Here is a 12,463-nt window from a genome sequence, read left to right as displayed (position 1 = left end):
ACAGAATGGAGGGGGCATCAATGCCGAAGAACATAGTGGTCTTCTCCGATGGCACGGGCCAGGACGGCGGCGTCCGTCCGGAGCAGCGGATGAGTAACATCTTCAAGATGTATCGCGCATCCAGGCCGGGACCCGACAGCTTGGTCGATCCCCGCGATCAGGTCGTCTTCTATGATCCTGGTCTTGGAACGGAAGCCGGGGCCACGGGGCTGACTTCGGTCCGTCGCTGGATCGCGAAGCTGCTGGCGTCGGTGACGGGACGCGGCATCACCGTCAACATCGCAGACTGCTATGAATTCATCATCAACCACTACCGTCCCGGCGACCGCATCTGGCTGTTTGGCTTCAGCCGCGGCGCGTACACCGCCCGCAGCGTGGCGACCGTCCTTCGACTCTGCGGCGTCCCTACCCGCATTCCGGAGGGGGACCTGCCCCGCTTCCGGCTGCGCGTGAGGGAGATCGCGGATCAGGCGGTCATCCGGGTGGCTGAGTATGGTGCGGGCCATCCGCGCGCGCGATACGAGGCCGAGCGCGAAGAACTCGCCCGTCGCTTCCGCATCGAACACGGATCGGACGTCAACGGCGAGGCGAACGCCGCGCCCTACTTCATAGGCGTATTCGACACTGTAGCCTCGCTCGGCGCGAAGGGGCCTTTGCGGATCGCGCTTGGTGCGGTTCTCGCGCTCTTGACGGCGGCTTCCGCCGCAGCGGCGGCGACGATAATCCATCGGCTGTTCGACACCGGTTGGACTGCCTCATTCATCGTCGCGGCCGCGATTATCGTCCTGGTCGGGGCTTGGCTTTATCTCCGGACAGCCCTCAAGACCTTCAAGCCGTCCGCAGCGGGAGGACGCAGGACCTTCCACTTGGCGCAATGGAGCGGACGCGACTACGACAAGCTGCTTGGCCGGGCGGTCGTCCATGCGCGACATGCGATCGCCATAGACGAGAACCGTGCGGATTTCCCTCGGGTGCCTTGGGGGCCCGGCAAGGGCGTGGAACGCCGCCCGGAAGTCGAGGGTGAACCGAAGCCGTTCGTCCAAATGTGGTTCGCGGGCAACCATTCGGACATCGGCGGCAGTTATCCCGAGGCGGAGTCGAGGCTGTCCGACATAGCGTTGGAGTGGATGCTGGAGGAGGCGCGCTCCGTGCGTCATCCGCTGATCGTCGACGATACCCGCATCCACCTGTTCCCTTCGGCGCATGGCGTCCAGCATGATGAGGTGGTGGGTATGTCCGACACCGTGCGAAGCCGCACACCGTTCTGGCTGCGTCGGCTCACGCGGTCGATCACCTGGAAGGTACAGCCGCGCGACCCGAAGGACACCGCCACGATGCATCCGAGCGTGTCCGAGCGCTTCGCTCTTGATGCCGTGCCCCGGCAGGGTGCCGATGGACCATATAGACCCGATGTGCTGCGGACGCACGAGCTCTTCCGGGATCATTACCTATGATAAAGTGGCCTTTTCGATCACATTCCGTAGGCAGGCCGCTCCTCCAGGCGAGATCGTGGATTGCGACGGCGGTCTTTCTGGTCGGGGTGACCGCATCGACCCCGACCATGGCTGGCCAGTCGGAACTGCACACCTTCCACTGTCTCCACGGATGCCCGATCGGAGCCGCCGACATCGACGACATCGTCGTGCGAGAAATCTACACCTTGGCATCCAACGACCTGACGAAGATGGCGGACTGGGTCGCCTACCGCGTGACTCCGTCCTCGATCGGACCGTCCGGTGAACGCAAGTGGACGGCGGATCCATGGCTCGATCCCGACGAGACGCTGGAACCGGGAGACTATGACGGCGCGCCCAAGGCGCTGGGAATTGACCGTGGGCACCAGGCGCCGCTCGCCGGCCAATCCGGCACGCCGTTCGCCGCCGACACCAACATCCTCTCCAACATCACGCCGCAGGGTGCGGCTTTGAACCAAGGGGCGTGGCAGCGGCTGGAGGCGCGGGAGAACGACCTCGCCCGCAAGGAGAACATAGGGGTCTACGTCCTGACGGGGCCGTTGTTCGAGCGTGTCCTCCCGCCGATGCCGAATGCCGACGAGCGTCATCGGGTCCCATCGGGCTACTGGAAGGTGATAGCGACGCAGGACGGTCGCCTCGCCGCCTTCATCATGGACACGGTCGCACCGAGGACGCTCGACCATTGCGACGCCAGGGTGACGCTGGACGAGGTCGAACTCCGATCACGCCTCGGTCTGTTCCCACGCCTCACGGCCCGGTCGTTCCGGAATCTCTCGTCCGAACTGGGGTGCGTACCATGATTTCGATCCCGTCCGGTGCGAAGCTCCGCATCGTCGTCTGCCTGCTGCTGCCGACGGTTCCGAGCGGCTGCGCGACGGCGCCTTCCGCCGACCTGACGGGATTCGGCCGCGCGGCATCGACCCTGCAGACGGACACGACCACGACCTTTGCGGAGGCCAATCGACTGACCCGATCGGTCGAAGTGGACCGCTTCGTCCGGTCCGGCGCGATCGGCCTGTCGGAGCGGCGCTTCCCGGCGGCTGTTCCACCCGAGGTCGCCGCCAAATGGCGCGGCGCACTCGGCGATCTCGCCCGCTACGGAAACCTGTTGGCGACCCTGACCGGGCGCGGGCGGGGCGGCGTCCAGACCGACGCCTTCCGCGAACTGGGTGTCCAGCTGAACGCGGGTCCGACCGCAGCCGGCCTCGATCCCGGCGTGTCCGCCGGATTCGTCACCCTAGCAGGCGCGCTGGTCGATCTCCGGGCGCAGTCCAGCGCTCGCGACATTCTTCGACGCACCGACCCGGAAGTCCGGACCCTTCTGACCGCGATGGCGGACGCCGTCGGCAGGAACGATTCCGAGGGGTTGCGGGGCACGGTCGCCTCGAACTGGGCGATGGCGCTCTCTGTGCATCAGCGCGCATACGCCGCTGCCGCCACGGAGAAGGCTGATGCCCGTCAGCGACAGATCGTGTCCGACTACCTTGCCGGCATCGACAGGCGGGACGCGCAACTCGCGGCACTCGCCGGGCTGCGCGCGTCGCTCCTTGGCTTGGCCGACGCGCACACCGCCGCCGCCAACGGTTCGCGGCGCCCGTTCGGTGAGGTGCTGAAGGACATCAACGATCGGCTGGATAGGACGGAAACCACCTACCGGGCGATCGAGAAGGCGGGAGACGCGAGATGAACAGCGATGATACCATGGCGGTCGGCCCCGGCGACAATCCCGACCTGCATGCGATGCACCGCGATCTCGTCGCCCTCGTCCGTCGGCTAGAGTGGGCGATCGATTCCGCCCCGGACGCTGCCGCGATCGTCGCCATCACCGAGCAGATGGCCGAGGTGAACGCACGCGTGACCTCGACGGGCCGGGTGCTGCTCGCGCGGCAGACGGATGAGATTGCACGTCATGCCAAGGCGTTTTCCGATGCAGTCCCCGAGATAGAGAGGGAGATCGACGCTCTCCGGGACTGCGAGCGCATGGTCGCGGCTGTGGCGGCGCTGCTCGGCACCGTCGACGAGGCGGTGCGCATCGCCAAGCTCACGTGCCGATGAGATCATCCAACGGCGCCGACGCCCCCTGAGGGCGGAGGAGACGAGAGAGGCGGCAAATACCCTATCCGTCATGATGGAGGAGGTTGACCCAAAGCACTTAGTGCGACTGAAGAGCCTTTGCAGCTGAACGCTCGAGCGAGGGCAGACCCGCATGGTCAAGTAATTCTGCCGCGACTAATTCCATGCTTTCGTCCGGTCCGAGCCGATGACGCATTGGCTCGGGAGTTCGCGCTTTCGGACTTCGCGCTCCACAAGACCCGTCACGCGCACGGCATACCGGCGCCTCGGCTTGGCTGGCGGGCGAAGCGTAAGTGTAGTCCACCACGCGTCGCGGACGGTAGTAAATCGGTTCGACGGCGCAGGACAGCCTCGAGCCGTATGAAAGTGGCGGAAATTCGCTGAATGTCAGTGTAAGGTTGTGCGAGTGTCAATGTAAGGTTGTGCGAATGGTTACAGCCGAGGCAACGTCACCCCGCGCTGGCCCATATATTTGCCCGCCCGGTCGGCATAGCTGGTCTCACAGGGCTCGTTACCCTTCAGGAACAGGAACTGGCAGGCACCCTCATTGGCGTAGATCTTGGCGGGCAGCGGCGTGGTGTTGGAAAATTCCAGCGTCACATGGCCTTCCCAACCCGGCTCCAGCGGCGTGACGTTCACGATGATCCCGCACCGCGCATAGGTCGACTTGCCGAGGCAGATGACCAGCACGTCGCGGGGCACCCGGAAATATTCTACCGTCCGCGCCAGTGCGAAGCTGTTGGGCGGGATGATGCAGCAGTCGGTCTTGCGGTCGACAAAGCTGTTCGACGCAAAGTCCTTCGGGTCGACGACCGCGCTGTCGACATTGGTGAAGATCTTGAACTCGTCCGCCACCCGCGCATCATAGCCATAGGACGACAGGCCATAGCTGATGCAGCCGTCGCGACGCTGGCTCTCGACGAAGGGTTCGATCATGCCTTGGGTCTGCGCGGCTTCGCGAATCCAGCGGTCGGACAGGATCGACATCTTCATTTCCTTCAGGTTTGGCCGCTCATCGCCGGATCGCGGGGGGAGGGCAAGCGGCAACCGCCAAAAAGGGTGTTGCGGTTGACGCAACGTCAAGCGGTACGGTGCGGCCCATGACCGCCATGCTCGACATTGCCGAGATTGCCCGTGCGACCGGGCTGACCAGCCGGGCGCTGCGCTTTTACGAGGCGCGCGGGCTGATCCGGCCGCTGCGCAGCGAGGGCGGGCGGCGGATTTTCGGCGCAGGCGAGTTGGAGCGGCTGCACGCCATCGTCGCGCTGAAACGCGCAGGCTTCACGCTGGCGGCGATCGGACAGATGCTCGACCGGCCAGGCGCGGCGCTGGGGCCGATGATCGCGGCCCAGGCAAAGGCGGTCGAGGCCGAACGTCGGGCACTGGCCGAGACCGCCGCGCTCCTGACATCCATCCAGTCCCGCATCGATGCCGGCGAGCGCATCGACGTCGCGACGCTGTGCTCGCTGATACGAAAAGGGAATGCCATGACGACGACACAATGGAAATCGGTGGTCGACCGCCATTTCACCGAGGAAGAACAGGTGCATTGGCCGACGCGGATGGAGGCACTCGGCCCCGACTTCGATCAAAAGGCCTATCAGGCGCGCTGGGCCGATCTGGGCCAGCGGATCGCGGCGGTGCTGCCGATGGACCCGGACTCGGAGGCGGCACGAGGCTTTGTGCGCGAATGGTTCGCGCTGCTGGCGCCGTTCCGCGCGGTGGCGTCACCGGAGATGTGGGCGGGCGCGACTCGGCTGCATGAGAATCGCGCGGATTGAGATGGACAGGCCGATCCCGGCTTTTCGGCCGATGTGTGGCAGTTCATTCAGGCCGCCGGTGCGGCGATGCGGGCGCGGGGCGAAGAGCCGGGGGGCTGAGGCGGTTTCTTCACGCGAAGCCGCGAGCCCGCGAAGAAGGATGATGTTCGCGCGGAGGCGCGGAGACGCGGAGGGGGCGTATCCGATCGTAAGCGATGCCGGTTATCGCCAAGGCTCGGGAGCCTGAAAATCTTCTTCTCCGCGCCTCCGCGTCTCCGCGTGAAAAAAATCTTCGCGTCTTCGCGTCTTCGCGTGAGAAATCAGCCGTGGCAGCAAGCTATGTGTTCGCGGGAAGCCGCCAGATTCCAAGATTGGTTCGCGCAGAGGCGCGGAGGCCGCAGAGAGGGAGTGTGAAGTTATTGGCGATGCCCAGCTATCGCTGAAAATAGAGGAGATCCAAACTTCTTCTCTGCGCTCTCTGCGCCTCTGCGCGAACAAGATATCCGCGCTTTCGCGCGAATTCAGCCGATCCCCAAATCCGCCGGACCGAACGCGTCGGGAAGCAGTTCCGACAAATGATAGGTCCGCACCGCGTCGCCCTCGGCCGCGCCGCAATGGACGGGCAGGTCGCGGCCACCCATCTGCGCGGCTTCGTTGATGACCTGGCGACAACGGCCACAGGGACTGACCGGGGTGGTGCCGGTCGGCACGCCCGCAGCGTCCATCGCGCCGCCGATCACGCCGACCGCGACGATCTCGCGCAGTCGCCCCGCCGCCGAGGCGGTGGCGATCGCGACGGTTTCGGCGCAGAGCGACAGGCCGTAGCTGGCATTCTCGAAATTGGCGCCCGTGATGACCGAGCCGTCCTCCATCAGCAACGCCGCGCCGACCGCAAAGCGGCTATAGGGCGCATGGGCGTTGCGCGCGGCGTCGCGGGCGGCCGTGATGAGGGCGTGAGGATCGATGGCATTCATGGTGTAACGACGTCCCAGTTGACGGGGCCTTCCACCCCCTCGACCCGGCGGAAATCGCTGGCACGCCACATGCGCCAGGGGCGCGCGGCATAATCGGGCTTGAACAGATTGCCGATCGCCCAGACCGAACGGTCGAGCGCGGTGGTGATGTCATATTCGCGCTCGAACGGTTTGGACACGCGCAGCATCACCGGCTTTCGCGTGTGCGTCTCGACCATCGCCACGAAGCGGGTCAGGTCGGCGACCAGCTGCGCACGCTCGGGCCGGGCGGCGCAATCGTCGTGAAAGGACAGGTCGATCGCGGTGGGCAGCGCATCGCCCGCGCGCGGCACGAAGATGTTGAAGGCGTCTGCCTGTGCCGCAGCAGGCTGGCACAGCGAATAGATATGGACCGCGCCGCGCCGCATCCCCGCCTCGGGCAGGGCGTCCCAATTGCCCTCGAACGACGGATCGCGCCGGTCGGTGCCCGAAGTGGCGACCAGATAGGCGAAGTCTGCGCCGTTCGCGCGCAGGGTGCGCCATTCGACGGCAGGCGGGTTCTCGGGCAGGTCGATGCCCTGCAGCGCATAACGCTCGGTCGGCGGCTGCCAATGGGTGGCCCAGTGCCGCCCGCCCGCGCTGATCGCGCCAAGGGCCAGCAGGCCCGCGCCGATTTTCCAGAGAATCGCCATCAGTTGCGGATATGCAGGACGCAGAGCAGCGTGAACAGACGGCGCGCGGTGTCGAAATCGACCTCGATCTTGCCGGTCAGCCGCTCCTTCAGCATCTGCGCGGCGTCGTTATGGATACCGCGCCGGGCCATATCGATCGTCTCGATCTGTTGTGGCGTGGCGGCACGGATCGCCTGGTAATAGCTGTCGCAGATCGCGAAATAGTCCTTGATCGGCCGCCGGAAACGCCCGAGCGCCAGCACCAGCGTCTCGATATGCGTGCCGTCCTCGCGGTGCATATGGATGCCGAGTCGTCCTTCTTCCGACTCCAGCTTGATGCGGTAGGGCCCGGCATAGCCATCCGCCTGCGGTCGCTGCGGCGCGAAGTAATTTTCCTCGATCAGGTCGAAGATCGCGATCCGCCTTTCCTGCTCGACATCGGCCGAGCGCCAGCCCAGGCTGCGCTCGTCGAGATCGATGGATATGATCCGGGGATCGGCCATGGGACGGGGATAGTCGCGAAGCGCGTGCGCCGCAAATCCCCCGCTGATCGACGCAATGCGTTTTGCTCCGACGCCACTCCGCGCTAACGCCGACGAAATGGCCACCCTCGCATTCCAGAACCCCGCTGCCGCCACCGAGCCGCAGCAGCTTCCCCGCAATATCGAGGCGGAGGCCGCGCTGCTGGGCGCGATGATGATCGACAACCGGCTGGCCGACGATCTGGTCGACCGGCTGGACCCGGAGCACTTCTTCGAGCCGGTGCATGGCCGTGTATTTTCCGCGATCAAGAATCTGCGCGCCACCGACATGCTGGCGACGCCGGTCACCCTGCGCCCCATGTTCGAGGCGGACGAGGGGATGAAGGCGCTGGGCGGCCCGTCCTATCTGGCGCAGCTGACGGGTTCCGGCGCGGGCCTGATCGGCGCGCGGCAGTTCGCGACGCAGATCTATGACCTGGCGATGCTCCGCGCGCTGGTGACGGTGGGCCGCACGTTGGTCGACCGGGCGATGGACACCTCCGAAGAGGTGAACCCGCGCGCCCAGATCGAGCTGGCCGAGAATGAGCTGTTCAAGGTCGCGGCGGATGGCGGTTCCGAGAATGCGGTCAAGAGCTTCTCCCAGGCCACCACCATGGCGGTCAAGAATGCCGAGCGCGCGCTCAATTCGGGCGGCCATGTCTCGGGCATCACCACGGGTCTCGACTCGGTCAATGCCAAGATCGGCGGTATGCACCGCTCCGACTTGATGATCCTGGCGGGCCGTCCGGGCATGGGCAAGACCTCGCTGGCGACCAACATCGCGTTCAATGCGGCGCGCCGCTGGATGCGCGACATGCAGGACGGCATCCCGCCGTCCGAGTCGGTCGGCGCCAAGGTCGCGTTCTTCAGCCTCGAAATGTCGGCCGACCAGCTGGCGACGCGTATCCTGGCCGAGCAGTCGGGGATCAGCTCCGAAGCGCTGCGTATGGGCAAGATCAGCCGCAACGAGTTCGCCCAACTCGCCGCCGCCGCCGCCGAGCTGGAGCAGTTGCCGCTGTTCATCGACGATACCGGCGGCCTGACCATCTCGGCGCTGCACACCCGCGTCCGGCGGCTTCAGCGGCGGCTGAACAACGAACTGGGTCTGGTCGTGGTCGACTATCTCCAGCTGCTCACCGGCTCGGGCAAGTCGTCCGAGGGCAATCGCGTGCAGGAAATCTCGGAGATTTCGCGCGGGCTGAAGACGCTGGCCAAGGACATGAACGTGCCGGTGCTGGCGCTGTCGCAGCTGAGCCGTGCGGTCGAGCAGCGCGAGGACAAGCGGCCGATGCTGTCCGACCTTCGCGAATCGGGCTCGATCGAGCAGGACGCCGACATGGTCTGGTTCGTGTTCCGCGAAGATTATTACATGATGCAGCGCGAGCCCAAGCGCCCGATGGAAGGCGATGACGGCAAGGTCTTCGAGGACCACGCGAAGTGGGCGACCGAGGTGGAGCGGGTGTACGGCCTGGCGGAACTGATCGTCGCCAAGCAGCGTCACGGTGCGACCGGCAAGGTCGTGATGAAGTTCGACCCGACGATTACGCGGTTCACGGATTTCGCGGGGTATTGAGCGGAGGCGGGTTAAATCCCGTCGTCCGTTCAGCCTGAGCGAAGTCGAAGGCCAAGGGAATCCCGCGCCGCTTGCTTTGGGGCGTGCACTTCGACTTCGCTCAGTGCGAACGGAGGCGGGGGCTGGGGTGACGTGAGGCGACGGCCCCCAACCTCACCCTGCGGCGCGAAGAGCCAGGCACGGGCTTCGTCCTTGCAGGTGAAGAAGCGGAATTCGTCGTGATCCTCGTTGGCGCGTACCGCCTGAAACTTCGTCAGCGCGCCTGAGGTGTAAACCGCGACGCGGCCCGACCGGACTGCGGGGTTTTGCATCATCCGGGCAAAGGCGGCGACGACTTCCTGACTCTGCACCATGGCGTTGGTCAGGTCGCACAGGCTGACGGGCGTGCGGCCGGCGGCGCGGATGCGGCGGACCGTCTGTTCCAGCTCGCGGGCGAAATCGCCCAGGGTGTCCAGGGTCCAGAACCCGTGCGTCGCAACCTCGAAATAGCCGCGTTCCAGGTTGACCGTCACGCTATACATCTCGTGCTCCTTCATCCTGTCCGGCGACCTTTGGTCGGGGCGCGGTTAAGAGAGGATGAGGGGAAATGGTTACTCCTGGCCGTTCCGCTCCACAAATGCCGGGCGTTTTATGCCGCCGAAACAGGCCGATGGATGCCGCACTCGATCTTGTCGAATCCGCGCCAGCGCCCCGCGCGCGGGTCTTCGCCGGGTTTCACCTTGCTGGTGCAGGGTGCGCAGCCGATCGAGAGATAGCCCTCCGCCTCCAGCGGATGGCGCGGCAGGTCGTACGCGGCGAAATAGCCGTTCAGCGCCGCCTTGTCCCAGTCCGCCAGCGGGTTGAGCTTCAATCGCCCGTCCTCGACCTCGAACCGGGGCAGCGCGCGGCGGGTGCCCGCCTGGAAACCCTTGCGACCCGAGATCCACGCCTCGAACGGCGCGAGGCCGCGCGCCAGCGGCTCGACCTTGCGCAGGTCGCAGCAGCCATCGGGGTCGTATCCGTGGCGGATGCCCTCCGGATCCTTGGCGGCCAACAGCGTGGCGTCGGGCTGGATGACGCGGACGTCCAGCAGGCCCAGCCGCGCGACCAGCGTGTCGCGGTACGCCAGCGTCTCAGGAAACATCTTCAGCGTGTCGGTAAAGACAACCGGCGTCGCGCGATCGGCGCTTGCGACCATATGCAGCAGCACGGCGGACTCGGTGCCGAAGGACGACACCGCCGCGATCTGCCCGTGCAACTCGCCGGTCAGCAGGGTGCGCAGCATGTCCGGCGCGGGCACGCCAGCGAAGCGCGCTTCATACGCCGCCGCATCCTCGTCCGTATAGGTCGGCCGCACGTCGATCCGGTCGAGTGCACGCTCAGCCATGGCGTAGCTTCCACACCGGCACGCGGGCGTCGGCGGCCTTCTGATAGGGCTGGGGGTAGAGCGCGAGCAGCTTGGTCAGCGTTGCCGCATCGACCGGCTTTTCGGGCGCGAAGCTGTCGAAGCCGCAGCGGCGCATGTGCGGGATCTGGTCGACCAGCACGTCGCCCGCCGCACGCAACTCGCCCTCGAACCCCGCCTCGCGCAGGATGCGCGCCGCCGAATAGCCGCGCCCGTCGCGGAAGGTCGGGAAGCTGATCTCGACCAGCGCGATCTGTCCCAGATGCTCCAGCAGCTCGCGCGCATCGTCGCCCGCCTCCAGCCGGACGGCGGTGGCGTTGGTCTGGCCCAGAAAGGCGTCCAGCGTCACCGCCGGTTCGTCATGCACCACATCGTCGCGGAAACGCAGCAGCGTCTCGCCCGCGTTCGTGTTAACGGTGATGGGATCAACCATAGATCGCTTCCTTGAACGGCTGCATGCCGACGCGGCGATAGGTGTCGAGGAAGCGCTCGCCGCCCTCGCGCAATGCGACATAGCGGTCGGTCACGCGCTCGATCGCGTCGACCACGCCGTCCTCGTCGAAGCCGGGGCCGGTGATCTTGCCGAGCGAGACGTCCTCCGCCCCCGATCCGCCGAGCAGCAGCTGGTAATTCTCGGTGCCCTTCTTATCGACACCCAATATGCCGATATGCCCGGCATGATGGTGGCCGCAGGCATTGATGCAGCCCGAAATCTTCAACTTCAACTCGCCCAGCTCGCGCTGCCGCCCGGCGAAACGCTCGCCGATCTTCTGCGCCAACGGGATGGAGCGGGCATTGGCCAGGCTGCAATAATCCAGGCCCGGACAGGCGATGATGTCGGAGATCAGGTCGAGGTTCGCCTCGGCCAGCCCGGCGTCGCGCAGCGCGGTCCAGATGGCGTACAGGTCGGCCTTGCGGACATGCGGCAGGACGATGTTCTGGGCGTGGGTGACGCGCAGCTCGTCATGGCCGTACCGCTCCGCCAGGTCAGCCATCAGGTCGATCTGGTCGGCAGACGCGTCGCCGGGGATGCCGCCGATCGGCTTCAGGCTGATCGTGACGATGGCATGGCCCGGCTGTTTGTGCGCCGCGACATTCTGATCGAGCCAGACCGCGAAATCGGGGTCGGTGCGGTCGACCGTGTCCGGCGCATCGCTGGCGAAGTCGGTTCCCGCGAACATGGCGGTGATCCGCTCCAGCTCGGCGAGCGGCGGGTCGATGCCGAGGTCGCTAATGGCGGCGAACTCCGCCTCCACCTGCTCGCGATAGGCATCGACGCCGATCTCGTGAAGCAGGATCTTGATCCGCGCCTTGTAGATATTATCGCGGCGGCCATAGCGGTTATAGACGCGTAGGCACGCCTCGAGATAGCTCATCAGATGGTCGGCGGTGATGAAGTCCTTCACCTCATGCGCGATCATCGGCGTACGACCCATGCCGCCGCCGACGAAGATCTTCGCGCCCAGCACGCCGTCGCGCGTCAGCAGCTGGATGCCGATATCGTGCAGCCGCATCGCCGCACGATCCTCGTCCGCCGCGATCACCGCGATCTTGAACTTGCGCGGCAGGTAGGTGAACTCGGGGTGGAAGGTCGACCATTGCCGCAGCAGCTCGGCCCAGGGACGCGGATCGGCGACCTCGTCGGCGGCCGCCCCGGCGAACTGATCCGACGAGATGTTGCGGATGCAATTGCCCGAGGTCTGGATGGCGTGCATCTGCACCGTCGCCAGTTCGGCCAGGATGTCGGGCGCATCGGCCAGCTTGATCCAGTTATACTGGATGTTCTGGCGCGTGGTGAAATGGCCGTAACCGCGATCGTATTTGCGCGCGATATGGCCCAGCATGCGCATCTGGCGGCTGTCCAGCGTGCCATAGGGCACCGCGACGCGCAGCATATAGGCATGCAACTGGAGATAGAGGCCGTTCATCAGACGGAGCGGCTTGAACTGATCCTCGGTCAGCGCACCCGACAGGCGGCGTTCCACCTGGTCGCGAAATTCCTCGACACGGGCATCGACGATGCTCTGGTCATATTCGTCATAGCGATACATGG

General features: G+C 65.7%; 14 protein-coding genes. 6 read left to right on the top strand and 8 right to left on the bottom strand.

Annotated features, from left to right (window positions below):
- Positions 1–20: 20 nt before the first annotated feature.
- The 4 genes from ASF14_RS01190 (at position 21) to ASF14_RS01175 (ending at position 3,530) form a co-directional block, all read left to right on the top strand.
- Positions 21–1,454, top strand: coding sequence for a DUF2235 domain-containing protein (locus ASF14_RS01190; RefSeq protein ID WP_056430351.1), 1,434 nt, complete (start codon positions 21–23; stop codon positions 1,452–1,454).
- Between the two features lie 107 nt (positions 1,455–1,561).
- Complete coding sequence (locus ASF14_RS01185) at positions 1,562–2,275, top strand: DNA/RNA non-specific endonuclease (protein WP_168371484.1); 714 nt, start codon at positions 1,562–1,564, stop codon at positions 2,273–2,275.
- On the top strand, positions 2,272–3,162 hold the full coding sequence (locus ASF14_RS01180) for a hypothetical protein (protein WP_056430344.1): 891 nt from the start codon (positions 2,272–2,274) through the stop codon (positions 3,160–3,162). Before ASF14_RS01185 ends, ASF14_RS01180 begins: the two co-directional genes overlap by 4 nt.
- The gene (locus tag ASF14_RS01175; protein WP_056430340.1) at positions 3,159–3,530 is read left to right on the top strand and encodes a hypothetical protein; all 372 of its coding nucleotides are present in this window, start codon (positions 3,159–3,161) and stop codon (positions 3,528–3,530) included. Before ASF14_RS01180 ends, ASF14_RS01175 begins: the two co-directional genes overlap by 4 nt.
- Before the next feature lie 450 nt (positions 3,531–3,980).
- Here the strand turns inward: ASF14_RS01175 and dcd are convergent, their stop codons facing one another.
- Positions 3,981–4,535 carry a dCTP deaminase gene (gene dcd, locus ASF14_RS01170; protein WP_042486309.1) on the bottom strand — a complete coding sequence of 185 codons (555 nt, stop codon included), beginning with the start codon at positions 4,533–4,535 and terminating at the stop codon, positions 3,981–3,983.
- Between the two features lie 113 nt (positions 4,536–4,648).
- Here dcd and ASF14_RS01165 point away from each other — a divergent pair, with 113 nt between their 5' ends.
- A complete protein-coding gene (locus ASF14_RS01165; RefSeq protein ID WP_236696883.1) occupies positions 4,649–5,329 on the top strand; it encodes a MerR family transcriptional regulator in 681 nt (226 codons plus the stop codon).
- A gap of 500 nt (positions 5,330–5,829) precedes the next feature.
- Here ASF14_RS01165 and ASF14_RS01160 read toward each other — a convergent pair whose 3' ends face one another.
- Genes ASF14_RS01160 through ASF14_RS01150 form a run of 3 tightly spaced genes read right to left on the bottom strand, consistent with a single transcriptional unit; the run spans position 5,830 to position 7,435 of the window.
- Complete coding sequence (locus ASF14_RS01160) at positions 5,830–6,282, bottom strand: cytidine deaminase (RefSeq protein WP_056430337.1); 453 nt, start codon at positions 6,280–6,282, stop codon at positions 5,830–5,832.
- Positions 6,279–6,953: a GH25 family lysozyme gene (locus tag ASF14_RS01155; RefSeq protein WP_056430334.1), complete on the bottom strand. Its 675-nt coding sequence runs from the start codon at positions 6,951–6,953 to the stop codon at positions 6,279–6,281. Before ASF14_RS01155 ends, ASF14_RS01160 begins: the two co-directional genes overlap by 4 nt.
- Positions 6,953–7,435, bottom strand: a complete 483-nt coding sequence (locus ASF14_RS01150; RefSeq protein WP_056430331.1) for a UPF0262 family protein — start codon at positions 7,433–7,435, stop codon at positions 6,953–6,955. The genes ASF14_RS01155 and ASF14_RS01150 overlap by 1 nt, the downstream gene beginning before the upstream one ends.
- A gap of 97 nt (positions 7,436–7,532) precedes the next feature.
- Here ASF14_RS01150 and ASF14_RS01145 point away from each other — a divergent pair, with 97 nt between their 5' ends.
- A complete protein-coding gene (locus tag ASF14_RS01145; protein ID WP_056430330.1) occupies positions 7,533–9,026 on the top strand; it encodes a replicative DNA helicase in 1,494 nt (497 codons plus the stop codon).
- 29 nt (positions 9,027–9,055) lie between these two features.
- On the opposite strand, the gene ASF14_RS01140 is transcribed toward ASF14_RS01145, so the two are convergent.
- The 4 genes from ASF14_RS01140 to ASF14_RS01125 form a co-directional block, all read right to left on the bottom strand.
- Positions 9,056–9,547 (bottom strand): STAS/SEC14 domain-containing protein, encoded by a 492-nt coding sequence (locus tag ASF14_RS01140; RefSeq protein WP_236696882.1) that lies wholly within the window; start codon positions 9,545–9,547, stop codon positions 9,056–9,058.
- Positions 9,548–9,654: 107 nt separating this feature from the next.
- Positions 9,655–10,392, bottom strand: coding sequence for a phosphoadenylyl-sulfate reductase (locus ASF14_RS01135; RefSeq protein WP_056430326.1), 738 nt, complete (start codon positions 10,390–10,392; stop codon positions 9,655–9,657).
- Positions 10,385–10,843, bottom strand: coding sequence for a DUF934 domain-containing protein (locus ASF14_RS01130; RefSeq protein ID WP_056430324.1), 459 nt, complete (start codon positions 10,841–10,843; stop codon positions 10,385–10,387). Before ASF14_RS01130 ends, ASF14_RS01135 begins: the two co-directional genes overlap by 8 nt.
- Positions 10,836–12,461: a nitrite/sulfite reductase gene (locus ASF14_RS01125; protein ID WP_056430321.1), complete on the bottom strand. Its 1,626-nt coding sequence runs from the start codon at positions 12,459–12,461 to the stop codon at positions 10,836–10,838. Before ASF14_RS01125 ends, ASF14_RS01130 begins: the two co-directional genes overlap by 8 nt.
- Positions 12,462–12,463 lie beyond the last annotated feature (2 nt).

Source organism: Sphingomonas sp. Leaf257 (genome assembly GCF_001422185.1).
In the GTDB taxonomy this organism is placed as follows: domain Bacteria; phylum Pseudomonadota; class Alphaproteobacteria; order Sphingomonadales; family Sphingomonadaceae; genus Sphingomonas; species Sphingomonas yabuuchiae.
This window is presented reverse-complemented; position numbering and strand designations above follow the sequence as displayed.

What these genes read in the sequence shown, in the direction of transcription:
- ASF14_RS01185 (WP_168371484.1), top strand. Translation starts at nt 1,562, where the DNA reads ATGGCTGGCCAGTCGGAACTGCACACCTTCCACTGTCTCCACGGATGC.
- dcd (WP_042486309.1), bottom strand. Translation starts at nt 4,535, where the DNA reads ATGTCGATCCTGTCCGACCGCTGGATTCGCGAAGCCGCGCAGACCCAA.
- ASF14_RS01175 (WP_056430340.1), top strand. Translation starts at nt 3,159, where the DNA reads ATGAACAGCGATGATACCATGGCGGTCGGCCCCGGCGACAATCCCGAC.
- ASF14_RS01145 (WP_056430330.1), top strand. Translation starts at nt 7,533, where the DNA reads ATGGCCACCCTCGCATTCCAGAACCCCGCTGCCGCCACCGAGCCGCAG.
- ASF14_RS01180 (WP_056430344.1), top strand. Translation starts at nt 2,272, where the DNA reads ATGATTTCGATCCCGTCCGGTGCGAAGCTCCGCATCGTCGTCTGCCTG.
- ASF14_RS01135 (WP_056430326.1), bottom strand. Translation starts at nt 10,392, where the DNA reads ATGGCTGAGCGTGCACTCGACCGGATCGACGTGCGGCCGACCTATACG.
- ASF14_RS01150 (WP_056430331.1), bottom strand. Translation starts at nt 7,435, where the DNA reads ATGGCCGATCCCCGGATCATATCCATCGATCTCGACGAGCGCAGCCTG.
- ASF14_RS01165 (WP_236696883.1), top strand. Translation starts at nt 4,649, where the DNA reads ATGACCGCCATGCTCGACATTGCCGAGATTGCCCGTGCGACCGGGCTG.
- ASF14_RS01155 (WP_056430334.1), bottom strand. Translation starts at nt 6,953, where the DNA reads ATGGCGATTCTCTGGAAAATCGGCGCGGGCCTGCTGGCCCTTGGCGCG.
- ASF14_RS01160 (WP_056430337.1), bottom strand. Translation starts at nt 6,282, where the DNA reads ATGAATGCCATCGATCCTCACGCCCTCATCACGGCCGCCCGCGACGCC.
- ASF14_RS01125 (WP_056430321.1), bottom strand. Translation starts at nt 12,461, where the DNA reads ATGTATCGCTATGACGAATATGACCAGAGCATCGTCGATGCCCGTGTC.
- ASF14_RS01130 (WP_056430324.1), bottom strand. Translation starts at nt 10,843, where the DNA reads ATGGTTGATCCCATCACCGTTAACACGAACGCGGGCGAGACGCTGCTG.
- ASF14_RS01140 (WP_236696882.1), bottom strand. Translation starts at nt 9,547, where the DNA reads ATGTATAGCGTGACGGTCAACCTGGAACGCGGCTATTTCGAGGTTGCG.
- ASF14_RS01190 (WP_056430351.1), top strand. Translation starts at nt 21, where the DNA reads ATGCCGAAGAACATAGTGGTCTTCTCCGATGGCACGGGCCAGGACGGC.